Source organism: Oenococcus sp. (assembly GCF_047725585.1).
GTDB lineage: Bacteria > Bacillota > Bacilli > Lactobacillales > Lactobacillaceae > Oenococcus > Oenococcus kitaharae_A.
Map to the genome: position 1 here is coordinate 229,045 of NZ_JBDNNF010000003.1, position 23,712 is coordinate 252,756.

Annotated in this window: 27 protein-coding genes and 1 pseudogene; 7 read left to right on the top strand and 21 right to left on the bottom strand. The window is 41.7% G+C overall.

What is annotated here, in order from left to right; translation table 11 throughout:
- The 6 genes from ABF487_RS05650 to ABF487_RS05675 form a co-directional block, all read right to left on the bottom strand.
- Positions 1–372, bottom strand: coding sequence for a hypothetical protein (locus ABF487_RS05650; RefSeq protein ID WP_415634765.1), 372 nt, complete (start codon positions 370–372; stop codon positions 1–3).
- Positions 369–632, bottom strand: a complete 264-nt coding sequence (locus ABF487_RS05655) for a hypothetical protein (RefSeq protein ID WP_415634766.1) — start codon at positions 630–632, stop codon at positions 369–371. The genes ABF487_RS05650 and ABF487_RS05655 overlap by 4 nt, the downstream gene beginning before the upstream one ends.
- Complete coding sequence (locus ABF487_RS05660) at positions 629–1,987, bottom strand: hypothetical protein (RefSeq protein WP_415634767.1); 1,359 nt, start codon at positions 1,985–1,987, stop codon at positions 629–631. Before ABF487_RS05660 ends, ABF487_RS05655 begins: the two co-directional genes overlap by 4 nt.
- A complete protein-coding gene (locus tag ABF487_RS05665; RefSeq protein ID WP_415634768.1) occupies positions 1,962–2,678 on the bottom strand; it encodes an ATP-binding cassette domain-containing protein in 717 nt (238 codons plus the stop codon). The genes ABF487_RS05660 and ABF487_RS05665 overlap by 26 nt, the downstream gene beginning before the upstream one ends.
- A 27-nt stretch (positions 2,679–2,705) precedes the next feature.
- Positions 2,706–2,921 (bottom strand): hypothetical protein, encoded by a 216-nt coding sequence (locus ABF487_RS05670; RefSeq protein WP_415625200.1) that lies wholly within the window; start codon positions 2,919–2,921, stop codon positions 2,706–2,708.
- 90 nt (positions 2,922–3,011) lie between these two features.
- Positions 3,012–3,635 (bottom strand): sugar O-acetyltransferase, encoded by a 624-nt coding sequence (locus ABF487_RS05675; RefSeq protein WP_415634769.1) that lies wholly within the window; start codon positions 3,633–3,635, stop codon positions 3,012–3,014.
- A gap of 178 nt (positions 3,636–3,813) precedes the next feature.
- On the opposite strand from ABF487_RS05675, the gene ribB reads away from it, so the two are divergent.
- Positions 3,814–4,506, top strand: coding sequence for a 3,4-dihydroxy-2-butanone-4-phosphate synthase (gene ribB / locus ABF487_RS05680; RefSeq protein ID WP_415634770.1), 693 nt, complete (start codon positions 3,814–3,816; stop codon positions 4,504–4,506).
- Positions 4,507–4,560: 54 nt separating this feature from the next.
- On the opposite strand, the gene ABF487_RS05685 is transcribed toward ribB, so the two are convergent.
- Positions 4,561–5,454: a LysR family transcriptional regulator gene (locus ABF487_RS05685; RefSeq protein ID WP_007745279.1), complete on the bottom strand. Its 894-nt coding sequence runs from the start codon at positions 5,452–5,454 to the stop codon at positions 4,561–4,563.
- A 141-nt stretch (positions 5,455–5,595) separates the two neighbouring features.
- On the opposite strand from ABF487_RS05685, the gene ABF487_RS05690 reads away from it, so the two are divergent.
- The gene (locus ABF487_RS05690; protein ID WP_415634771.1) at positions 5,596–6,807 is read left to right on the top strand and encodes a PLP-dependent aminotransferase family protein; all 1,212 of its coding nucleotides are present in this window, start codon (positions 5,596–5,598) and stop codon (positions 6,805–6,807) included.
- Positions 6,808–6,872: 65 nt separating this feature from the next.
- Here ABF487_RS05690 and ABF487_RS05695 read toward each other — a convergent pair.
- Positions 6,873–7,440: pseudogene (locus tag ABF487_RS05695) on the bottom strand (dTDP-4-dehydrorhamnose 3,5-epimerase family protein).
- Positions 7,441–7,768: 328 nt separating this feature from the next.
- On the opposite strand from ABF487_RS05695, the gene ABF487_RS05700 reads away from it, so the two are divergent.
- The 3 genes from ABF487_RS05700 to ABF487_RS05710 all read left to right on the top strand — a co-directional run bounded on the left by ABF487_RS05700 (position 7,769) and on the right by ABF487_RS05710 (position 10,398).
- Positions 7,769–9,253: an ATP-binding cassette domain-containing protein gene (locus ABF487_RS05700; RefSeq protein ID WP_415634772.1), complete on the top strand. Its 1,485-nt coding sequence runs from the start codon at positions 7,769–7,771 to the stop codon at positions 9,251–9,253.
- Positions 9,254–9,317: 64 nt separating this feature from the next.
- The gene (locus ABF487_RS05705; RefSeq protein ID WP_415625207.1) at positions 9,318–9,590 is read left to right on the top strand and encodes a DUF2087 domain-containing protein; all 273 of its coding nucleotides are present in this window, start codon (positions 9,318–9,320) and stop codon (positions 9,588–9,590) included.
- A 94-nt stretch (positions 9,591–9,684) separates the two neighbouring features.
- Entirely contained in the window at positions 9,685–10,398 is a 714-nt protein-coding gene (locus tag ABF487_RS05710) for a hypothetical protein (protein ID WP_415634773.1), read from the top strand.
- Between the two features lie 300 nt (positions 10,399–10,698).
- On the opposite strand, the gene ABF487_RS05715 is transcribed toward ABF487_RS05710, so the two are convergent.
- From ABF487_RS05715 to ABF487_RS05760, 10 genes are all read right to left on the bottom strand, one after another.
- Complete coding sequence (locus ABF487_RS05715) at positions 10,699–11,370, bottom strand: hypothetical protein (protein ID WP_415634774.1); 672 nt, start codon at positions 11,368–11,370, stop codon at positions 10,699–10,701.
- A 15-nt stretch (positions 11,371–11,385) separates the two neighbouring features.
- Positions 11,386–12,207: a hypothetical protein gene (locus ABF487_RS05720; protein ID WP_415634775.1), complete on the bottom strand. Its 822-nt coding sequence runs from the start codon at positions 12,205–12,207 to the stop codon at positions 11,386–11,388.
- A gap of 50 nt (positions 12,208–12,257) precedes the next feature.
- Positions 12,258–13,379, bottom strand: a complete 1,122-nt coding sequence (locus ABF487_RS05725; RefSeq protein ID WP_415634776.1) for a hypothetical protein — start codon at positions 13,377–13,379, stop codon at positions 12,258–12,260.
- Complete coding sequence (locus tag ABF487_RS05730) at positions 13,376–14,065, bottom strand: ATP-binding cassette domain-containing protein (RefSeq protein ID WP_415634777.1); 690 nt, start codon at positions 14,063–14,065, stop codon at positions 13,376–13,378. The genes ABF487_RS05725 and ABF487_RS05730 overlap by 4 nt, the downstream gene beginning before the upstream one ends.
- A gap of 1 nt (position 14,066) precedes the next feature.
- Positions 14,067–14,267 (bottom strand): hypothetical protein, encoded by a 201-nt coding sequence (locus ABF487_RS05735; protein WP_415634778.1) that lies wholly within the window; start codon positions 14,265–14,267, stop codon positions 14,067–14,069.
- 34 nt (positions 14,268–14,301) lie between these two features.
- Complete coding sequence (locus ABF487_RS05740; protein WP_415634779.1) at positions 14,302–15,273, bottom strand: hypothetical protein; 972 nt, start codon at positions 15,271–15,273, stop codon at positions 14,302–14,304.
- Between the two features lie 76 nt (positions 15,274–15,349).
- A complete protein-coding gene (locus ABF487_RS05745) occupies positions 15,350–16,216 on the bottom strand; it encodes a hypothetical protein (RefSeq protein WP_415634780.1) in 867 nt (288 codons plus the stop codon).
- A 177-nt stretch (positions 16,217–16,393) separates the two neighbouring features.
- Positions 16,394–16,696: a type II toxin-antitoxin system YafQ family toxin gene (locus tag ABF487_RS05750; RefSeq protein ID WP_007745252.1), complete on the bottom strand. Its 303-nt coding sequence runs from the start codon at positions 16,694–16,696 to the stop codon at positions 16,394–16,396.
- A complete protein-coding gene (locus tag ABF487_RS05755; RefSeq protein WP_007745251.1) occupies positions 16,686–16,964 on the bottom strand; it encodes a type II toxin-antitoxin system RelB/DinJ family antitoxin in 279 nt (92 codons plus the stop codon). Before ABF487_RS05755 ends, ABF487_RS05750 begins: the two co-directional genes overlap by 11 nt.
- A gap of 229 nt (positions 16,965–17,193) precedes the next feature.
- Positions 17,194–17,661, bottom strand: a complete 468-nt coding sequence (locus ABF487_RS05760) for a hypothetical protein (RefSeq protein ID WP_415634781.1) — start codon at positions 17,659–17,661, stop codon at positions 17,194–17,196.
- Between the two features lie 347 nt (positions 17,662–18,008).
- Here ABF487_RS05760 and ABF487_RS05765 point away from each other — a divergent pair, with 347 nt between their 5' ends.
- Positions 18,009–18,326: a putative quinol monooxygenase gene (locus tag ABF487_RS05765; protein WP_412178722.1), complete on the top strand. Its 318-nt coding sequence runs from the start codon at positions 18,009–18,011 to the stop codon at positions 18,324–18,326.
- 432 nt (positions 18,327–18,758) lie between these two features.
- Positions 18,759–20,126: an MFS transporter gene (locus ABF487_RS05770; protein ID WP_415634782.1), complete on the top strand. Its 1,368-nt coding sequence runs from the start codon at positions 18,759–18,761 to the stop codon at positions 20,124–20,126.
- A 128-nt stretch (positions 20,127–20,254) separates the two neighbouring features.
- Here the strand turns inward: ABF487_RS05770 and ABF487_RS05775 are convergent, their stop codons facing one another.
- The 3 genes from ABF487_RS05775 to ABF487_RS05785 all read right to left on the bottom strand — a co-directional run bounded on the left by ABF487_RS05775 (position 20,255) and on the right by ABF487_RS05785 (position 23,704).
- The gene (locus tag ABF487_RS05775) at positions 20,255–20,500 is read right to left on the bottom strand and encodes a hypothetical protein (protein WP_415634783.1); all 246 of its coding nucleotides are present in this window, start codon (positions 20,498–20,500) and stop codon (positions 20,255–20,257) included.
- A 73-nt stretch (positions 20,501–20,573) separates the two neighbouring features.
- The gene (locus ABF487_RS05780) at positions 20,574–22,313 is read right to left on the bottom strand and encodes an ABC transporter ATP-binding protein (RefSeq protein WP_263779749.1); all 1,740 of its coding nucleotides are present in this window, start codon (positions 22,311–22,313) and stop codon (positions 20,574–20,576) included.
- Between the two features lie 143 nt (positions 22,314–22,456).
- On the bottom strand, positions 22,457–23,704 hold the full coding sequence (locus ABF487_RS05785; RefSeq protein WP_415634784.1) for an ammonium transporter: 1,248 nt from the start codon (positions 23,702–23,704) through the stop codon (positions 22,457–22,459).
- Positions 23,705–23,712: the final 8 nt, after the last annotated feature.

A 23,712-nucleotide genomic window follows, 5' to 3' on the forward strand; every position in this document is an offset into this window, starting at 1 on the left:
TTATGTTTTATTCTCCTTGATCAAGTTATAAACAGACAGAAAAATCACTTCGCCATCTGTTGTAATGGGCAATAAATTAGCAACATTAGTCAGGCACAGGATTTTGGCAAGCCCAAAATACGGTATTTCTGAATTAATCAACATCCCCAAAATAATCAAACCAACCGGTGCTGATAGAGCGACCACCAAATTTTGTGCATCCCGCCCTGGATTCTTGTAGCTGATCATTGGCAATAAAAATCGATTTATTTTGAAGACTGGCCGCAAATGAAATACTTTGGCTGCTATGAAGTGCAGGCTTTCATGCAAGGACACCAGAATAAAACAAACCAAACCATAGATGGCTAACAAGGTTAGTACTGACCGGATCATGCTGCTTTCTTAATTTGAAACATGTGGTAAACCGCAAACCAAATTACAAGGAACAATGCATATAAGCCCACAGCCTGCCATGTTAACGAGAACAACGAGTTCAGTTCATCCGGTGTGATATGTGTTTCAATCCTGAGACCGGTCAAGGTGGTGACAACCCCGCTTTCATCGATTTGAAAAAGTTCAATTATATAATCCAAGACAAAGATCAACATCCAGCAGCTTGAGGCAATACTAAATTGTTTCATATATTTTTTCATGGTTTTACTTTCCTTTCTTTATTTAAGATGTATCCAACCAACAGCAATAACAGACCATCTACGATGTATAAAGCTGAAGGAATACTTATCAGAGAAGCCAACAGCAGCATCATAATGATGCTCAAGAAGGCCGATAAACTTTCGTTCATATTGCCTTGTGATTTCGGAAATAAGAAACCAGCAGTCAGAGAAGCAAGCGAGACCCCTAATCCGAGAAGAAAAGGGTCAATAAAAGCATGAGCCACAAACCCAACTATTAGTGATGGTAGCAAAATGAATACCATCGCTAATAAAATCGCGCATAATTCAGCATAAATACTTATTCGATATAGATTGAATAGCGGTCGGAAATTTAACAAAGCATCTGCGTAAAAGGTCCATATCAATCCAATAAGTGGCAAGACAAAAAGCATATTTTGTAGCATTTCGTTCCATCCAGAAAAATGAATCGACATGGCAGCAAGCCCAATAACAATCACAGCATAATAACTCGTAATTTTGAAACGCAAAATAGCCATCCAAGGTAATTTGATTAATTTCATAGAGGATGATTTAGGCACCACATGAATAAAGGATGATTTAATTCTGCCCGCAATATCAACTGTTAAGTGCCAACGTGCAAATAATGTCACGACCAAAATACACAGAAGCGGCACCAATGCATAAATCATCATCGTAAGTAATGCCGTTTTTTGCGTAGCCCAGAAATAGTCCACTATAAAGCGTGTTTTAGTAAAATGGATACCGCTCAGCAGCAAACATGTACCATCTAATACCAACGGTAAATATTTGGCAAATCGATTTTTAAATCTGGTAGTTGCAGAATAAATTAGTTCCAATAATTGAAAAACAGTAAAAAATAACAGATGAAATGTTAACAAAGCTAAAAGTGATTCAAGCACCGAAAGGGACAATAGCCTCAAAATTGGCATCATCATAGCTAGAATCAGTTCAAAAACAAATATGCCTACGCTGAGACGGAAAACACTCAAACTCAACAAAATTTCTTTATATTTGAAAGGCAGAGTCTTTATAAAAAACAAAGAATTACGGCTGAGGCTGAAATTTGCATTAACCATAGTAAAAATAAAAACACTAAAAATTAAAATTGTATTGTAACAACTACTGAGAGTCGTCCTGGCAGCCAAGGCAAAGACATCTGGTTGAGCGTTTGCTGCTCCTTCAGATAACCGAACAAAAGCAACCATATTGACATAAAAATATGCCAGATACAACCAAATGAATGCAGCTAACAGCAAGTAACGGTTACGTTTTTTCTGGAAAAAAGGCCTTTTAAACAGACCATGAAAAGCATCTTGGTATATAAATTTAGTTAAGGTTGAAATGTTCTTCAATTTGGGCGAGTTTGTCATGGACTTCTTTTTCCTGTTTGATAGTCTGGGTTAATTCCGTGATTGTACCCGTGAACTGTGTCAGCCTCCCCCGCTGCATGATCCAAATATTGTCTGGAAAACGCAATAAGCAATTGCTTTCGTGAGAGACTAATACGATTTGCTGTTTTTTAGATAAATGATCGAACACCTCCTGCAGCAGTAAAACGCTCTGAAAATCCAGACCACTGAAAATTTCATCGGCCAAAATATACTGTGCACCCGATGCTGCAGCAGCCGCAATTTGTAATTTCTTCTTCATGCCAAAGGAAAAACCACCAATGAGGTGATCCTTCTGTCCAGACAAATCAAAAATTTGCAGCAAGACCTTAAACTGTGTCATGTTCCCTTTTGGATAACGGCTTAGAACAAAATGGCCATACTCTAACGCAGTCATAAATTCTGATAAATAAAAATCTGACGGCAAATAAAAGAGTTGCTGTTTGAAAATTTCAGACCCCGACGGCATATCATCAATTGTGATTTCGCCGCTATCAATATCAATCAAATTGCAAATCGCATTAAAAAAAGTCGTCTTGCCACTACCATTAGTGCCGACAATCACAGTCATACCTTTTTTGTCGAAAGCCATCGTTAAATCATTAATAACAGATCTTCCTTGATAACTCTTGTCTAAATGTTCAACTCTTAACATGTTAATCTACCTTAATTGCATCCAACTTTATCGTCTGCAGGCAATACCCATTTCCCAAAAATGTGGCCAATGTAATTTAATATGCCCTGAAAAATTCAGCCCTTTATGTGTGCAATAAAATGCGTATGAAGCAACTATTAGTAGCACAACAACCGCGAAAACTTCCCAAAACCAGCGGTTCTCGATTAACCGCTGATATTTCAAAGCCAGCTCGTTCCTATAAGTTTCCATCATTGTGATCATTTCATTTCCTCCTTCGAATTCCTATGCTTGTTTATACGCAGTTTTCAAGAGAAATAAAAAAACACCCGCTATTTAGCAGATGTTTTTGATTTAACGGTGGAAGACTTCATCGCTGGCCAGCTGATTAAAGAAACGCTGTGGCGTTTTACGATCTTTAAAGTAGAACTCACGATCTTTATCATTGATTTGCCGTGCGACTTTAGCTGGATTACCATAAGCAACAACGTTTTCCGGAACGTCTTTAGTAACAACACTACCAGCACCGATAACACTGTTCTTACCAATCTTAGTGCCTGGCGTAATCGTGACGTTAGCCCCAATCCAGACGTTATCACCAATCGTAACTGGAAAGGCATATTCAGCACCAGCCTTTGTACGCAACTCTGGATCAATGCTGTGCCCGCCTGTATAAATGCCTGTATAGGGACCGATCAGGACATTATCACCAATGCTGATTTGAGCAGCATCAGCTAGTGTCAAATTATTATTACCAAAAAAATTATCCCCAATGTGAATGTTGAAACCATAGTCAACCTGTAATGGTAGCTCTACGAAAGCATTTTCGCCGACATCGCCAAACAGTCCGCCTAGAATTTCTTTTCTCTTATCTAAATCTCGATACGTCAAATGATTATATTCATAGAGCTTGTCCCTCGCCTGCATATTTAGCTCAAACAGCTCTTCGTCCTGGTGATAAAGCTCGCCATGGATCATGTGATTGAATTCTGAATCATTTTTCTTGTACTCGATAAGTATTTCTCCTTAGTAATTATTTTGGTGTAATCAAATTTAATTATAAACAAAATTAGTATTAATTGCAAATCAAAAGTTCGATTCACCTATCAGTCAGCAAATAATATTAAAACAATCTTCCAGTTACATTTTCGAAATAATGGCGCAGTACACTTGCAGTGTTTCACAAAAAAATAAAATGGGCGGACGGAAAATGAGCTATTCGACGATTGATGAAGCAGTTAAGCAGTTAAAAGCAGGCGGTTTGATTATTATTTCAGATGATGAAGGACGTGAAAACGAAGGTGATCTTCTGGGCATTGGTTCTCAAATGACACCGCAAAACGTCAACTTCATGATTACGCAAGCACGCGGATTACTTTGCACACCAATTTCGGCTGAAATTGCCGACAAATTAGCACTTAAGCCAATGGTCGAACACAACACAGAAATCAATGCAACGGCTTTTACGATCTCTTTGGACGGCAGCCATGAAGCGACTGGCGTTACAACCGGTATCTCGGCCTTCGATCGTTCGGCTACGATCATGCAGCTGGCTAAAAGCGATGCCAAAGCCAGTGATTTTGTTCATCCCGGCCATTCTTTCCCATTGGTCGCAGCAGCGAGCGGTACACTGGAACGCCAGGGGCATACTGAAGCAGCAGTTGACTTGGCTAAGCTGGCTGGCGAACCAGCAGTAGGTGCTATTTGCGAAATTGTACTGCCTGACGGCCACATGGCACGTCAAGATTATCTAGCAGAAATGGCTGAAAAGTTTCATCTGCCATTTATCACGATCCAGGAATTGGTTGCTTATCTAAAAGACAAAGCCAGCTCAAAGTCATTGGCTTAAAGATCAGTAATCAGTCATTTTTAAAAACGGAGAATTTATTTCTTCGTTTTTTATTTAGGCGAATAAGCGATCAGGATAGCTTTCTTTCAGAAAACGATTGATCTCGCTAGTCATGCGTTTGGTTGAAGGTGCCTGTGCTTGTGTCTTATTCATAACCAAACAAATTGTCCGGGCAAATTCTCTATCAAAAGGATAAATATGGACATCCCCAGTCAGTTTTTTCAAAGCTAATTTTGGCAGAATGCCAAGGCCCAAACCACTTTCGACCATCGATAAAATCGACTGGTCGTCAATGGAATAAGTTAATGAATTCGGTGTCACGTTGTAGCGATCCAAAGCGTTTTTCGTATCACGGTCATAATCAATCTGCTGCAGAATAAAGCGCCGTTTGCCAATGTCTTTTTTCGTCACGGCCTTGCCGTCCTGTGGCACAAAATCTGTCGGGGCGACACAATAAATCGGATCCTTGATCAAGGGCTGAACCAAAAGATTGTCTTCGATCGGCAGCGAACTAAAGCCGATATCAATCGTCCCCTCACGGACACCGGCGACAATCTGATTGAAATCGCCTTGAAAAATCGTCACCTCAATCTGAGGATATTCGCTTTTAAAACGCCGCAAAATGGTCGGCAGCCAATTGATACAAACACTGCTAAAAGCACCAATGCGAATCCGCCCGCTGTTCAGTCCTTTGATATTATCAGCAACCTGGCGCAGTTCTTCTTCTGTATTTAAAATCGACTGAATGACGGGCAGCACTGTTTTACCGTCATTAGTCAATTCAACGCCGCTGCGATTCCGCAAAAACAAGGCAAATCCTAGATCTGTCTCTAACTGATTGATCGAGTGGCTGACGGCGCTTGGTGTCACATTCAAAGACTGGGCGGCATGGAAGAAGCTGCCCTTTTCGACTACTGCTGCAAAGACTTCGTAAGAAAAATTAGCCATGAAAACTCCTTATAGTGAATTTATTTCATCTATTTATGAAAAACTTGAATTTTACTTATCCATAACCTGAGGATAACATTAGAGAGGAAAAGTACAAGACCCAAATAGCCGGTTACTTTTAAAAATTTTGAGGTGAATCACATGGATCAATTAGCAAGCAGAATCGAAAGAACATCACATAGCGGCTTGGACAAACTCTTTGCGCCGGCGCAGCCTAATCAAATTATTTTCTCAGCCGGTTATCCTGATCCCGCCCTTTTTCCCAAAGACGCTTTGGACCGCGCAACGCAGCATGTCTTTTCACAAGGCCAGGACAAATTATTGCAATACAATACGGCCGCTGGATTGCCAGCTTTAAGGCAGAAATTAGCTGACAAAATGGCTCAAAAAGACGGTATTCATACGGATGCTGATCATATCATGCTGACCCAAGGCGCTCAGCAGGCAATTGATTTAACAGCCCGTCTCATGTTGAATAAAGATGACGGCCTAGTTGTCGAAGGCCCGACTTACATTGGTGCTTTAGCTGCTTTTCAGGCTTACGAGCCGACTTTCTATGAGATACCAATGGCAGAAGACGGCATGGATATGGATAGTCTTGAAGCAGTATTGAAAGAACATACTGTGAAAATGATTTATACAGTTCCTGATTTCCAGAATCCGACTGGCGTGGTTATGTCTCTGGAGAAACGGCAGCGTTTGATCGATTTAGCCAACCGTTACGATGTGATTATTCTAGAAGACGGCACCTATCGTGATTTGCGTTACGATGGTGAAAATCTGCCAACGGTGAAATCGCTGGACACACAAAGTCGTGTGATTTACGTCAGCAGTTTCTCTAAAATTATTGCACCAGGTTTGCGTATGGGCTGGCTGACAGCTGACGACAATCTGTATCGCGATATTCTGGCTTTGAAAAGTGGTGCCGATATCGAATCCAGCAATTTGATGATGTCGATTCTGAATGCTTATTTGGATGAAAACGACTTGCAAAAACATATTCAGATCGTTTGTGATAACTACCGTGAGAAGAAGAATGCCATGCTGGATGCAATGGCTAAGTATCTGCCTAGCCAGGCTTGTTTTACAAAACCTGAAGGCGGCTTCTTCGTCTGGCTGACAATGCCCGAAGACTTTAATATGGCAGACTTTTTAGACAAACAACTGGTTCCGCAGACAGGCGTGCGTTTCACACCTTCTACGAATCTATTCCCTTCCGGCACAATTCAAAACGGCGCTCGCATCAACTTCACAGGCGAATCAATTGCCAATATCAAACGCGGCATCCAAGAACTAGGCCAGACACTGACAGCCGCCTGGAAAGAACAAGCAGCCTATGTCGAAGCAGATTAATTATTAAAAAATTGGAGACAGTTTATAGATCGCAAATTAAAAAATGACAGAAATCTGTCATTTTTTTATAAACCGGTGATATCGCGCCAACTCGGGGCTTTAGCATCCTTTTCAGATATCTGTTCACGATTATTTGCATCAATCGGGATCGGCCAAGCAATTGCCAAGGCAGGGTCTAAGGGAGATAAGGCCGTTCCCGACATGCCTGAGACCCACTCGTTATCAAAAAAATACAGATATTCAGTATCATCATCGAGTGCTTGAAACCCGTTACAAACACCTTGAGGAACAAAAACTTGGACACCCGGCTTAAGAGCCACCGTCTCAATTGCGCCGGCTGTATCACTTTCAGGCCTTGTATCCACATAGACGCCAAAAGCCGATCCATAAGCAACCGTCACAAGTTTGGCCATAGTTTCACCGTGCAGGCCGCGGACAGCACCACGTCGAGTTCTAGTGAGATTCACTTGGCTCCAAGCAGAGACAGTCCTTGGCAAAACGTCTGCATAACTACTCTGGCGATACAGTTCGCGGACAGTGCCACGCCCCTCGGTCACCATTTTGGCTTGGATAAATTTTTAAACCATTGATTTTTGAATTTGAAACAGATAAAGGATCGATATGTAGATTCATTTTTTACTCCTATTGACGCACTATTCTTTGTTTATTAAATATCTTATGACAATGAAACTGTTTTTCTCAATTCAGACGACTATTTTCTTGGAAGAAAAACAATTATTTTAAAAATTAGGCCTGTAAATAACTATGTGCACTTAGACAATCTATTGATAGTCGTATACTTTATTAAAGGAAAAATCTGAACAACGGCTCGTGATCAAACAATTACTAAAAATGGCATGATTGTTTTTCTGAAAAGATTTGTGAATAAAAAGGATTACTTTCTCTCGATTATTTTTGCACTGCTGATCAGTGTTGATGCTTTTGTAATGCCGCAGATGGTTTGTTCAAACGGTCATTGCACCTGTTAATACTCGCTGTTTTGTGGGGGCTTTTAGGCCAGTATTTTGTCGAGCTAGTTGGTTTCTTCTGGCAAAAATATATGTACCGCACAATCTGGCAGATCAACACGAAAACCAAGCTGGCTCTGCTGACTCATTTTTACCAAAGCCCCGTGGGTCAGATGAAAGAAAGTGCAGCCTCTGAAATTTCCTTTCTGTTAAATGATGTTAAACAAATTGAAAATGGCGCTGTCTCAGCTTCAATTAATCTGGTCAACTGCATTTTTCTGTTTTTAGCTGCCAGTAGCTATGTTTTCTATTTAAATTGGCAGGTTGGTGCTGTGTTTGTGCTGACATCACTTCTGCCCTTGTTTGTGCCAAAACTGTTTGCCAAAAAATTACAAAGCAACACCAAAAGATGGTCTCAATCCAATCAGCAGACGACTGAACAGGTCACCGATGCCGTTCATGGTGCTGAAACCATTGTCAGCTATCAAGCCGAGAAAGCTTTTTTGAGATTTATCAAGACTTTGGTGGACCGCACAGAAAAGTATTATTACCACTATAATTTTGATCGCGTTTCAGTCAACACCTTTGCGGACTTATTCATGATTTTTGCCAATCTGCTGCCGGTATTCCTAGGCGGCCTGCTCGTGTTAAATGGCCAGCTGTCAGTCGGTAGTTTATTGGCCGCTTTTATGGCTGCCGGCAGTATCACCTCGCCTTTAATGAATGCGATTAGCTACTATAACCAGATTAAATCGACTGAGCCAATCATCGAGCATTTAATCCAGCAAACGACTAATGAATCTGATCCAACACTATCAGCACAGCCTTCGCTGCCACAAATGACCAAACTCAGCCTGCAAGATGTGACTATCAAACAGAATCAGCGGTCGATTTTTGCCCATCTCAATTTAACTGTGGCAGCTGGCCAGAAAATTTTACTGATCGGTGAATCCGGCGCCGGCAAGACAACTCTTTTAAAGACACTGATGGGTGAACTAACACCGAGCCAAGGCCAAGTCTTGGTTAACGATCAGGCCGGGTTAACTGTTGATACCAGCCAATTTGCCTATGTGCAGCAGGATGCTAACTTATTTGATCTCAGTTTGCGAAATAATTTGACCCTTTTTCAGGATTTTACGGATACTGAAATCGAAAAGTCCTTGCTCGAGAGCCAATTAGCTTCTATATTAGAACAGCGCGGCCTGGATTTTGTGATTGGGCCCAAAGGAGACAAATTATCCGGCGGACAACGACGGCGAGTTGAAATGGCTAGGGCTCTGCTTCACGAACGCAGCTGGTTGATTGTTGACGAGGGTCTGGGGTCTCTCGATGCGGCAACTGCGAAATTACTGCATGAAAGTATGATGCAATTGCCGATGACCTTGATTGATGTTGAACATCAGGTACCACAAGCTTGGTACGAGGATTATGACCAGGTTTTGGAGTTGGCTAACGGCCAGTTGCAGATTGTAAATTAGGTGGTGAAAAGACAACCTGCGATTTATGATAATTTAAATATATCTATTCCAAGAAAGATTAAAGATGGCCGATAGCGAAACAATTGTTAAAAATTATATGAATGACGGTTTGATTTTTATGCTGCCGAAAAAAAGGAATCGTTTGACCGAAGTCCTAGCTTATATCGCAGACAAAATTCCTGCCGGAGAACTCAGCGAAACAGATATCAACGCCCAGATCCAAGGGGTTATTAGTTTCCCAGATTATGTTTCTGTACGGCGGGACTTGGTCGATTTTGCTTTCTTCAAGCGTACCGATGATGGTCGTGTTTACGAAAAAATCCAGCAGCCGAAATAAATATTTTGGATAGGCATGCAGCGTCGTCGCGTGATAAAACGGATCAAAAAATATCCTATGATAAAATGCTTTCGTAACCAATAAGGGAGCATACATGAAAAGAAAGCTTATCATCGCAACAACAAGCGTCATTGCCCTATTAATCCTAGTCTTGTTGTTTTTTCAGTTCACCAACCGCAAAAACAACCAGTCACCCACTGATCTTGTTTCTCAAAGGTCTAAATCTAGCTGCAGCCAATCAAAAGCCGAGGCCAGTGCCGGTTCTTCAGAGTCCTCTTCATCAAGCAGTACCTCATCTAGTCAAGCCAGCGCCAAGACGGTTAGCAATTCTGACCAAGCACTGCAGGCTTTAAGAACTGCTATTAATAATCCTGCTCTGACCTACAGCTATTTGGCTTATACAGATGGGATTTATGAATGCTCTGTATCAGCTCCGAATACGGCTGATAACTTGAATCAGACTGGGAATTATCTGGTTTATGCCAACGGCCAAGTCCGGCCAGAAAATCAGGTACCTGCAGATGCCGCTAAATTCGATCGATATAAAAAAGTGGCACCCAATGCCCCAACAGATAAGCCAGACCGGACGATTCGTGTGCATAATGCCCAAGAAGCTGTGGACCTGCAAAGACAGCTTTTACAAGCACAAGGCATCGATAAAGGTGACTTTGTCTATGAAGACAGTGCGGTTGCGAATGGTGATTATCAAGTCGTCGTGACTTCTAAATCACTGGCAGCTAACGGTGGCAGTGGGACAGTCGGCATTTATCTTGTGAGTCCAAACGGCCAGTCCAGGCTGCGCAATTAATTAAGAAAAAAGCGCTACTAGAGCAGTGCTTTTTCTTTAACCTTTGAAACAGTATCACAATTAAACTTAGTTAAAAAAATCCAACAGTGGGATTAAAGATTAAATGCTGGATATTAAAGAAACAGCCACACAGGCATAAGTTTGGCCATTGTCAGCACAGCAAAAAAGACCTGTCTTTCAACAGGTCTTCCATCCTTCGTTTTTGAAAAGGGTGCAGCTATTAACGGCTGCCCCTTTAGTCTAACAAAAACCCACTGCTGATAGCAGTGGGTCCGATAGCTCTTCAATACTTGAAGTTAATTAATCGTCTTTCTGCGTCCCATCGATTAGCCAGTAATCAGCCCAACGACGAGTTCTAGGATTCTTAAGCAGATGATTGTAATAAGTCGTAGGCAGTTTTTCATAGAGACCTGGCTGGTCGGCTTTTCTAATGATCCAGCAAGAAGCGATGGTATGAGCTTCTTTAGCTGCCAGCCAGACAATCAAGTAGCTAGGTAATTTGATCATTTGTCGGATCTTTAAATCATCTAATGCGCTGTTAGCCGCAGGCATTGAATCAAAGTGGCTAGTTTTGGTGGGGAAACGAGCCAACAAAAACTGATCGAAATGTTTCAAGCGTTTTAATAGGATCATGATGACTACAATCAAGACCACTATCAGGGGCGAACACATGCCATAAATAAAAGTAGCTAACCCAATACGCTGGATAGACACGGATAAAGGAGACAGATCCATCCCTTTGATCAGGAGCTTTGAAACTGACCACATGACTTGTAGGGCTATCCAGGAGTCAGGCAGATCGAGCAGAATGGCAATAACCCCCACAATTAATGCTCCTGAAAAGAAGCGGTCTCGCTTTTTAAACTGTCGATTATGCGCATGTTTATCAGCTAGTAACAGCTGATAAGCATTTTTAATCTCAGTCAGTTCTGCAGCAGAAAAGGTATAAAAATTGTCTGGATTTTTAGTCATATCAAGTCGCTATTTTTAGCCTAGTAAAGAGTCCAATAATGCTAGAATGAGCGGATAACCAGTGCCATCGGTCACCACTACAGCAGCTGCTGCTAAACCAAAAACAAGCAACGTTGCCAGACCTCGTTGTTCTTGAGGTGACATCTGTCCAAAACGTGCTATATTTTGATTTCCTTCTTGATATTCGTTGGATGCTTCTTGCTGGCTAAGGGGTACCAAATGAATACTTGCCTTTAGTATAATGGCTGAACTGGTTTCCACACCATTAATTTCACTTTTGTTGTTAATCAAAGTAATAGAAAGGCCAACTCCAGTTCCTGAACCAGGCCATGATATTTTTAAAAGCCCTGTGTCAATGCCGGCCGCAATATCTTCGAGTTTATCTGCTAGGCTTCCTTTGAGCTTAGCGGAAACTTGTGGTCCTAAGAAAGTCGATAGTGATGCCTCAAACCCATTTTCTAACTGGCCAGCTGAAATATTGAATTGAATATCGCTATCACCTGAACTTACACTGGTGGTTAATTGGGCCGTGAGCTTTAACAGTTTATTGTCATACAAGGTAATTTCTGGTCCGTCCCAAGTCAAAGAACCACCCAGGTAAGCTGATCTTAAAGGCGCAAACTCGGTATCAAAGATCCGGCTTAATTGGACGGATGCGTTTAAAGCTAGGACCCCCTCATCTTCGTGAGAGACATTGACATAATCGATGGCCGGCACGCCGCTGGCACCAGAATCATCTTCGGCAAATTGGTCAAAGGCCCAATTTAAAGGCTGAGAAAAACCGAGGTTGCCAGAATAGCCCTTTGGGCTCATAAGGTTTTTTAATGATGTTCCCATCCACTGATTTCCTTTTTCACTCAATCTTTCAAAAACGAGCCATCATACTCTCATGTCCGATTACGCAATCGGCCAGCCAGCCATAGCAGGCAAACAGTAAAAAGCACCAAGAATAAGAGGCTAAGCGGGTGCTCTGTGACCGGACTGCCTTGCACAATCTGCACAGGCCAAGCCAAGGCGTTCAGAGGATTAAAAGAACTGTGACCGAAAAAGGCTGTTAGTTCACCCGCGACTAGTAAAGCAATAAAACTGATCAGAGCCGTGAGCTCTTTTTTATTGACTAAAACAACGATTTGAAAGAGAGCCAAGGCAAAGAAAACAGCTAAGGAACCGTTTAATAATTGTAAGAAAAAGCGCGAGCTGATCCGAGGCAGCTGCATGCCTAAAAAGACAGGCCGTGTCCAAGAATAATGCCCACTGCGCAGATAGGGCGTTGAAGAAAATAATGAGAGGCTAATAGCAATAACTAATGAAACAACCAGTCCTATCAGATACTGCCCGACAAAATAGCCTTGAAAAGCACGAACCCAACGACCGCTATCAGGTGAATTAGTATAGAACAAGCGATAAGTCGGAGATTTAGCGTCAATTAAAAAACCAATAGCAATGACCAAGACTATGGCGAAAATCCCAAGAGGTGAAAACAGATAGCTCGCCAAGATCACGAGAAAATTAGGGAAAACCGCCGAAACAGTCGGCTGTTCTAGAGCCAGATGATGACGAGATAGATAGGCATACCGCGCTAGTTCCTGATCACTAATGAAAAAGCCGAGATCAGCTTCAGGATGCTGAGTCGTATACTGGGTCATTTGCCGGTGCAAGGTCAAAGTATCCCTTAAAAATGGCTGGCCTTGCTGGCTATCAAAATCATTGGAAACTTTGCTAGCTAAACGGCCTAAATGGGACAACTGAGTCATTTGGGCAGATAATCCTATGTAGGTTTGCGAACCTTTACTTGTCTTTTTTAGCTGCGCACTGGCAGCTAAATAGCTATTGCTAATAGCGGCATGCGTCGTTTGGATCTGTCCGGACATGGAACGATGATAAAGAGCTACCTGCTGTGTTTGATAAAAGAAGATCGCGATTGGCAGAAGCAAAAAGAAGCCTAAAGGAATTAAACGGCTGAGGCTTTTGCGTGTCTTTAAGTATTCAAAAGCAATTAAGTTTCTCATGGCTGACTCATGTAGAGCTTCTCATAGACGGCTTCAGAGGATTCGTTACTCGAGAGCTCTTTATAAAAGATTTGTTGATTCTTGATAAAAAAGATTTTGCGAGTGACTTTATCCAGCTCATCTAAGTTATGAGAAGAGACCAATAGTGTTTTGCCATGTTCTTTCATGGCTAATAAGGTCTTTCTAATAATTTGCAGACTAGTTGGATCAAGCCCATTTAGCGGTTCGTCTAACAAGACCAGCGGCGTATCTGCAATCAAGGCCATGGATAAAAGCAGGCGTTGTTTCATGCCTAAAGAAAAGGCCGAAACTTTTTTCTGAGTCAGGTAGTCAGTCATGTCTAACAGCTGGGCAATTTTAGTGATCTGAGATAAAGGAATCTGACGCAGCTGGCAAATCAGTTTTAAATGATCATAGGCCGTCAGATAATCATAGAGAACGGTATTATCTTGTAAAAAACTCGCCGATTGAAAGAAGCGCTGCTGGTTATCCGGCTTGTCAAACAAACTAATCGAACCTGCATCAGGGACTAATAGATTAGCAATCAGATTTAAAAGTGTGGTTTTTCCAGAACCGTTGGGTGCTACCAAACCATAGATACCCGGCTGGGAAATGCTTAATGCCGTTTGCTTGAAAATGCTTTTTTTCTTAAAGGACAGTGAAAGTTGTTGGATGTCTAAAATCATCTTAGAGACCTCTTTTCCATTTTAATAAGGACCAGCCGGCTAGGACTATCAGCAAGGTATAACTCAGCAGGACAGCGGCAGGCAGCCAGAGACTGTTTGAGAAGTGATTTAAAAAAAGATAGCCGTCGACTGTCTGACCGATATTCAAATAGCCGACAGGCAAAAACCACAATTGCTTGACGAAGGCCCCACTAACAATCACAAAGATCGTGGCGATGCTTGCACCCCAGAACTCTTTAATCAGAATTGAGAAGAAAAAAACTGACAGCTAAAACAAATGCCGCAGCCAAGATGAAGACCAAGCCGCCAGCAGCAAGCATACTTGATAAAGGACGAAAGTCATAACTACCGTCTGTTTGCCAATGAAAAACCGGATAGGCCAGGCTGCCTAAATGCCCAGTTAAGAGAGTCACCAGCAACAAGACACCGACAGCTAACCAACAACTCAGTAAAAAGTAAGCTAACAACAGGACGTATTTACTCCGATAAAAATTGCCCGGCTTAATTCCTTGAGTCCAAAGCAAGTGATAAGTAGGATGTGTTTTAGTCAATTCCCTGCTGACAAAAGCGCAAGCCAACAAGGCTAACACAACAAATAAGAGAAAAGATACATAATTGTTAGTCACTAGCGACCAGAGAAAATACCAGCCATAAGTATAAAAGTGAGCCCCATAGAGGGCAGCATCAGCCGACCAGTTGGTCAGGTCGCCCTGATAGCTGGCACGACTATTTTCGTTGAGTAATAAGCGCGTGGGAAACATAGTTGGCAGATGCTGTTGTTTGATCAGTGTGAGCTGGTCGTAAGTGGCTTGAATCGTCATAGGATCGAAACCGGAACTGCCAGAACTGTCAAAGCCCACCATGAGCGGGCTGAACAAGTCACCTTTGCTTGAGTCGGCAGCGGTTCTGGCTCGCTGCATAAAACGATAGTAATCGCGAAAATAACGCGTCGGCTGTTTTAAGGCCTGCTTTTCTGTTTGAAAAGGGTTCATGAAGCGACGGCTAGTGATGCCCACTTTTTCTTGCCGCCGGCCGCGCTTAATATGTTGTTGCAATCGAGCTGTATACTGCGTGACAAATTGTCTTTGCAAGTAGAACTGGCCACCAAAGCCAATAAGCAGACAAAGAATTAAAGTCAATGAAAACAGCCAAGTCGTTTTTCGCTGCCAGAGTTTGTTCATTTCAAATTTGAAGTAGATCTGATTCATATTAACGCTCCATAATTTGTCATTAGTATACCTGTTGTTGTGGGCCGTGAAACAAAGTAACAAGATATGGTGACTTTTAGCTGGATTGCTGCAAAAAACTGGTCATGTAATCTTCGTAGCTTTGAGCTAAAGTGGGCCCAGACAATCTGAGCAGTTCTAAGAGATGCTGATTTTTATCGATACCTTGTTGTCTGTTGTTTTCTAATAGGTTGGCCAAGAAGGTCATCTTGATCCTAGCTTGTGACATTGTTTCCGGAATGGCTAATTGCTGCATGTGATGCAAGACGCTTTTGGCCTGGTCAATCAAGCGACGATTCATGAGAGTTTCAATCGTATTTGCCAACAGAGACAGGTAGCGTTCATAATTATCGGCGATCTTTTCAAAAGTGTGAACCTTTTCATCTAATTCACGAAGGATCAGCATGATCATCTTGGAATTGATAATAGGTAGGCAATTGCCTAAAGTCGCAATCTGAAAGCTGTCCCAATCATTCGTGGCTAGAAGATAGTTGTTTAAGTGATCGGCCAGTGCATGATCAATCACAAAAGATGGCTCTAAGTCTTGAATCAAGACAGCGGCCGTGGCTTGAGTCACTAGATAAAATGGATCTTGAGTCAGTTGATAATTTTGAGCTTGGCAGTGGTACATCGTTTCCAGTTTTTTGAGATCATTTTTGTAATAGTGATCAGACAGTTCGGTTAAAAAAGCTGTGTATTCATCTTCTTGCTGTCCTTGCAGCAGAAAAGAGAACTCGTTATAGCTGATATGCAGACGCCGTAACAAGGCTAACAATTTTGTTGAGACAATATCACAACTACCCTCTTCAAATTTGCGTAACAGAGAAACTGACATAATATTGGTCGTAACTGTTTTCGCTGAATAACCGCGGTCTTTGCGTAAGCGACGGAACACTTGGCCGGCTTTTTGGTTATTGTTTTGCAACACGGATTATCTCCTTTTCTTAGAATTAAATTTATTATCCTCTTAATGATGGTACATATAAAAAAGCCTCTGCCATGAGAAATCATGGAGAGGCTTTTAATTTAAATCTTTCTTTTAACCCCGGAAGTTACCTGTATACTGGTCGACAGTAACATAGGATAATCCTGCGTATTGATTTCATTGATCTAAGATTTCATGGGAACCAGTTGCAACTAATAACAGAACTAATTCTTCGTCGTTTAGCTGATAGATCACAATCCAGCTATCGTAAATTTGACCATAGCTGCCATACCTAGCAGGGTGAAATTCACGATAGCCCCGCCATTTTCCTTTTAAAGCGTGATCCTTAATCCGTTTTAAGATAGCCTGATCTTGTTCGGCCAGAGCCTTTAAACAAGCCTTTAAGACTGAAACAGGAAAATGTTTCTTGGCTAATTTTTTTAGTTGGCGTTCAAATGACGGTGTTTGTTTAATTTGCATCTAACTGATCAACCCAGTGATCGAAATCATCTAAGGAACCAATCGTTTTGACTTGTCCTGTTTCAGCTTCTCTTTTTGCTTCTAAGGCTTCAGGAGAATCTAAAAAGCTGACTAAACGAACTTCATTGTTGGCCGCTTTAACTAAAGATAAACGAATATACTCAGAAATAGTGAGGCCCTGCTTGGCCAAATTGCTTTTGGCTCTTTGATCAATATCCAAAGTCACACGTGTTGAAACTGTTTTATTTTTAATCACGCTTGTACTCATTGTATTTCGCCTCCAAATGTTTACCATCGTACTACATCATTGTATTTCATTTTTTGGTTTTCTGCAACTAAGGAGTTCACAACCTATGCAGCCAGTCGTTCTGCCAACTGAATCTATCAATACAGTTGAAATTAAAGATAATACCCTTTATATACAACTACCCTATAATCTCACAAAAACCCATTGCTGATAGCAGTGGGTCTCATAGCTCTTCAATATTTCGAGTTAATTAATTGTCTTTCTTTGTCCCATCGATTAGCCAGTAATCAACCCAACGACTAGCTTTCGGATTCTTTAACAGATTATTGTAGTAAGTCGTAGATAGCTTGTTATAGATAGCTGGCTGGTCGGCTTTTCTAATGATCCAGCAAGAAACCTGGTCAGGTGTGGGTATGATCTGCCTTTCTTTAGCTACTGGCCAGATAATCAAGTAGTCAGGTAATTTGATCATTTGTTGGATATGAAAAGTTTTCAGGTAAGGAGTGTGGTTATAGCGGACAGCAGAAGTTGGGAATTGGTTGAACAGGTATCGGTCCAAATCCTTCTTGTGTTTGATCCAAACAAATTCAATGATCACCAGCAACATCACCAGCGGACCGCTCATGATGATTAAAATTGTGGTGGGATACCTAGCAAGTGTTGAGGAGATCGATCTTAAATCCATGCCTTGAGCCAGCATGCCGAAAACAAAGCCCAACAAACGAATGGTCAGCCAACAAAGACTGAGGCTGAGAACAAAGGAAACTAATAGAATGACCAGATTCCATTGGAAATGTCTCTCTCGTTTTTTAAACTGTCTATTATGTGCTGCTTATCAGCTAACAGTAATTGATAAGTCTCTTTAATCTCAGCGAGTTCTGCAACGGAAAAGGTATAACAATTGTCTGGTAATTCAGGCATATTAACTATTATCCTTGCTTGGATGCCAAATAGCTACTGAGAAGACAGTTGCGACACCGAGTTTTGTTATAAAATTTGGCAACATCATCATTGAATAACCTGGCGGCAAAGTCTACACTACGAACAAAAAGGAGGCATCCCATTATGATGAACAAGTTTTGTAAGTTTAGTAAATTACAGGCCACCAAGGGAAACGGTGATCAACTGCTAAAACTTTTATTAAAAGCATCGAAAGAATTAGAACCAGTTGGCAATTGTTTTTGTTATATTGTCGGAATGGATCCACATGAGCCTGATGCTGTATATGTTTATGAAGTTTGGGAGAATGAAGCCGCCCATAATGATTCATTGAAATTGCCCGCTGTTAGAAATTTAATCAAAGCAGCTGGGCCGATTTTGGACCGGCGTCAATTAGAAAATTCCCCCAATTTGACCATTTATGGTGGAAAAGCGTCATTGTGACGATTCAGCCCTCAAATAAGACGATTTTGTCCATATCAATGACAAATTAAACCATAAAAATATTAAGCCGTTTTCCGCTGGTAAGCACGCACTGCAAAAATGTAGGCCACCAGCATAATCCCGATACACCGTGCCAGTGCAATCCAAATATTATTACCAACGGTCTGCTGCATTAGCTAGGAAACATCTTTCTAATGCCGTTTCAACTTTTTTCTATTAAAACACGCAATCAAAAAGACCAATTAGATATGCCCTAGTGGCCCGTTTGCGATTTTGAATTAGTAAGGCTGACTTTGAAAATTAATTTAAGTCATAATGAACATTGTCATTAAAATCATAAGCAGTCCAGCACTTAGAGCTGCTTTTGAAGTTTCGCTAGTTCATAGATGTTTCTGAAAACAACGAGAAAACTCACATCCAGGAGGCAGCTTTTTGTATCGAGTGAAAAATATAAGATTATTGGCTGCGATTATTTCGATCGGCTTTTTGAGTTTTTTGGGAATAGTTGTCGAAACAGCCTTAAACATTGCCTTTCCACAACTGACAGAGATTTTTGTCATTCCTATCAGTCAAGTTCAATGGTTGACTACCGGATACATGCTAGTCTCGACGAGCCTAATTCCATTTGGTTCATTCTTTTTAAAACGCTTTCGCGTGATTACCTTATTTAGAGTTTCCTGCTTAAGCTTTTTAGCAGGTACCTTGATTGCAGGCTATGCCAACAGCTTTCAATTGGTTTTACTCGGTCGTTTATGTCAGGGAATCGCTGATGGCATCGCTTTGCCTTTAATGTTCGCCACGATATTAAATCAAGTGGCACAGAAAAAAGTGGGCACATTTATGGGAATAGGTAGTCTTGTGATTGCTTTTGCACCAGCAGTAGGACCCATCTATGGCGGCATCATACAGGACACCTTGAATTGGCATTTTCTATTTATCATTTTAGTGCCTTTCATTATTGCTGCCTGGGTAGTCGGCGAACTTAGCATCAAACAGGTTACACCAGTCCGCCATGTTGCTTTTGATGCGCGCGGCGGCTTTTTCTTAGCAATTTTTCTGACAACTGCTTTGATGTTTGTGGTCAACTTAACTGCCAATAGCAGCTCAATTCAATTGAATCTGTCTTTGCTGGGCGTAGCCTGCTTAAGCGGCATGATTTTCCTTCATAGCGAGAAAAATAAAAGCAATCAATTGTTGGCATTAAGTCTTTTTAAAAATAAACAGTTTGTAAGACTGCTCAGTGCCTTTTTTCTTTTGCAATTCAGTTCTCTTAGCATGTCCTACTTGATTCCCAATGTTCTCCAAATACTTTTCCATCAGTCTCCCGGTTTGGCTGGCATTCTAGTGGCTCCCGCGGCTGTGATTGATGCCCTGCTATCGGTCGCTGCTGGTATGATTTACGATAAGACCACGCCCCGTTTACCAATTATCAGTGGATGTACGATAATCGGACTGACCTTCTTGTATGCCATGCTGATCACGTCAGACATTAACCGATTGATTGTCATCTATATGTTCTTTATGGTCGGACTCGGCCTAAGCTACAGCAACATCATGACCTTTAGCCTATCTCAGCTAGCAGTTCATCTAAGAAACGATGGCAACGCGATTTATATGACGGCGCAATCCTATTCAGCCGCAGTGGGAATCGCAATTTCATCATCGATTATTTCTTTTATGCAGGCGCAGCAAGGCAATGTGCTCTTAGGAGCACGACAGGGATTGGAAATCAATTTTTTGATTTTATTTTTGGTCGCCATAGTCACATTGTGGCTGTGTCGGGCAAGTTTAAAAGAATAATTTATTTTGGTCAAGTGCCTTGTTTGGTGGCTCAGTTTTGTAAAGCAATTTTTTCTGAGTCAATGATCTGCTCACTCATGTGTTTCAAACTGTAGTTGAGTAGGATCCAAGGGCAAATAGAACGGTTCTCAGAACTTTATTCCTAATTCCTTGGCATAATCCTCTAGAGAACGATAGCGACCATTTTTAAAATCATTAAAACCAGTCTCGATTTCGGACTTTTTTGTTTGAATTTCTCCTAATAAAAGACCATGGACCGCATGTTTGGTCACACAGATTTGCCCTTCTTTAAGAACAAGTTTTATAGAAAAGACCACGCCAAATGCATTCCCGACTTTTCTCACTTTTGTGTCCATCGATCGAATTCCTTTCATATAACAAGTTACAACTAAGACAGTCTATTCATAGGACTCTTGAGAGGTGTGTGCTTAAGCTGATGGGATATTTTTAACCCTGTTTGAGCAGCTGTTCTTGAACATATTTACGGTAAAGCGGGTGGGTTTTATACAGCTCATCATGTGTACCTTCGCCGGTAATTTGACCGTGATCCAAAAAGAGAATCTGGTCGGCATTTTTAACAGTTGCCAACCGATGAGCGATCATAATAATCGTGGCCTTGGCTTTGATCTTATCGATAGCTTGCTGGATAAAGAATTCAGATTGGCTGTCCAAGCTGGCTGTGGCTTCATCAAAAATATAAATATCGGCTTGTTTTAAAAAGGCCCGGGCAATCATAATCCGCTGCAGCTGGCCGCCAGAAAGATTGGCACCACGTTCGGACAAATCAGTATCTAATTTTTTAGGAAGTTTTTCAACGAAATCAAAAGCCGAAGCATCTTTCAAAGCTTGATTGATTTGCTCGTCGGAAACCTCTTTTTTTAATCCAATCGTCAGATTATCACGCAGCGTCCCGACCAGCACGGAACCCTGTTGAGGCACATAGGCGACATGATCACGCCAATAATGCAGGCCGAAATTTTGGATATTTTTTCCGGCCATGGATAATTCCCCTTTGCTGGGCAGATAAAACTTTTCGATTAGCGAAATGATTGTCGATTTGCCGCCGCCTGAAGGCCCGACGAAAGCCGTCACGCTGCCAGCTGGAATTTTGAAATTTAGGTTTGACAAAACATCAGCTTTCGGATTATAGGCGAAAGAGACTTGGTCAAAGACTAAGGGCGAAGCAAAAGTACCTGCCGGAACCAGTTGCTGATTGTCGGTCTCTTCACCTGTTTGCAGCAGAGCGACCAGCCATTTAGAAGCACCATTGGCTGATTGAAACTGATTAATCGTCTGAGCGATGCTGCTAATTGGAGTCATGATTTGCAAGAAATAGATAAAGAAGGAAACTAAAGCACCGATCGTCATGCCGCTTGAAGAGACCATCAGGCCGCCGATAATCAGGACAAAGAAAATGCTGGAAAAGAGGATCGTGTACTCGATTGGGTCCAGTAATGAATTGATTTTTAGAACCTTCATATTAAAACGGTACAGACGGTCGACACTGTCATCCAGCTTTTCTTTTTGCGATTCTTGGCCATTGAAACTTTTAATCATGCGAATTTCAGATGCAACTTGATTCAAGCGGCTGGAGAAATGGCCCAGTTCGTTTTGCAGACTGGCCGAAGTCTTATTTTGAATGTTGCTAATTGGTGAAAGAATTAAAAACACGGCAATCAGAGCCAGCAGGACAATCAGCGTCAAAGACCAATTAATCAGAAACAAGATTACAATCGAGCCAATTACCAAAATCACACCGCTAATAAAGGAAGAGACATTCTGACGGATCAAGAGATCAATTGATTGGGTGTCGTTGGCAATATGGTTAGAAATTTCACCGGATTGTTTATCCGTAAAGAATTTGATCGGTATATTCATCAAGCGAGCTGATGCTTTTTTCCGAATCGAGGCAATAAAAGTCTGACTGGCTTTGCCCATCGTGTAACTGTTCAACACACTGAACAAGGTGGAAAACAGCAGCGTCACAATTACGGCCAACACAAGCGGAAGCGAAAAATGTTTTCTAAAACTATCAATCAAATTCGCAATGAACAGTGGAAAGACCAAGGACAAAGCAGCACTGAGGATGGAAAAAATCAGGCCAGTCGTTAATAAAGATTTTTTGATTTCCGCATATTTGAATAGTGCGGTTAACCCAGATTTTTGTTGTTTACTCTTTTTTGCCATGAGGCCTCCCACAAGCAACTCGTCACCATCATCATTATCATATATGGTAAATTAATTAAAATATTTTAAATTGCTTGCTGCCATTATATGACAAAATTTTTGTAAAAAAACAATTAATTAAAAAACTGCCCTCAGGCAGTTTTTTATTCGGTGATCGTCACGGCCGAAATACTTTCGTCAGCAACTTCACCATGTTCGCCTTGATCGAGTCCGGCTTTTTCTTCAGCACTGTCGACGCGCATCTTCATGAAGAGTTTCAGAACTCTGATGATGACAAAGTTCAAGACACTCACAAAGACAATCGTAAAGAAGGTGCCAAACAACTGCAGGCCAAAGAGTTTAAAGCCGCCGCCGTAGAACAAGCCGTTCGACGCAATCGATGGATTAACAGCTTTGCTAGCAAATAAACCAGTCATAATACTGCCAATGATCCCGCAGACCCCATGACAGCCAAAAGCGTCTAAAGCGTCATCCAAACCAATACGCTGCTTGATTTTGTTGACAAAGAAGTAACTGGCCGCCGCAGCGACGAGTCCGATCCAAAATGAACCAGCCACTGTGACATAACCTGTCGCCGGCGTGATGCCGACCAGGCCGCACAGAGTCCCATTACAAATACCTGACAGCGATACTTTGCCCTTCAAAGACATTTCTATCAGCGTCCAAGCCATCATTGAACTAGCCGTCGCAACCGTTGTTGTCAGAAAAGCCTGCACTGCAATTTGATCGACTCCTAAAGCAGAGCCGGCATTAAAACCATACCAGCCGATCCATAAGACGGTCGTACCCAGCAAAGCCCAGGACAGGTTATAGTGTTTTTCCTGTAAATTCTTGCGGAAACTGTCACGTTGACCCAAAGCATAGGCCAAAACCAAAGCTGTGATACCGGCGTTGATATGAACGACCGTCCCACCAGCGAAATCAATCACGCCGAGTTTGGCCAGAAAGCCGTTTGCCCAAACCATGTGAACCAAAGGGTAATAAATGAAAATTGACCATAATGTCGTAAAAGCTAACAAGAACTTAAAACGCAGGCGGCCGACCACCGCACCAACGAACAGGGCGGGTGTAATCACTGCAAACATCATCTGGAAAATCAGATAGATACTGGTCGGAATTTTTGTCGCAGTCAGAGCTGTCAGTTTTACGCCATGTAAGAGAAAGCCCTGCAAACCGCCGACAATACCGGAGAAATCGCCGATAAAGGACATTGAGTAACCAAAGACGACCCATAATAAGACGGCTAAACCGCACATAATAAAGACGGACGTCAGTGTATTGACGACATTCTTTTTTGATCCGAGGCCCGCGTAGAAGAAGGCCAAACCCGGTGTCATAAACAGCACCAAAACACTCGAGATAATTAAAAATACAGTATTTGCTTTATCCATAAGTTAAT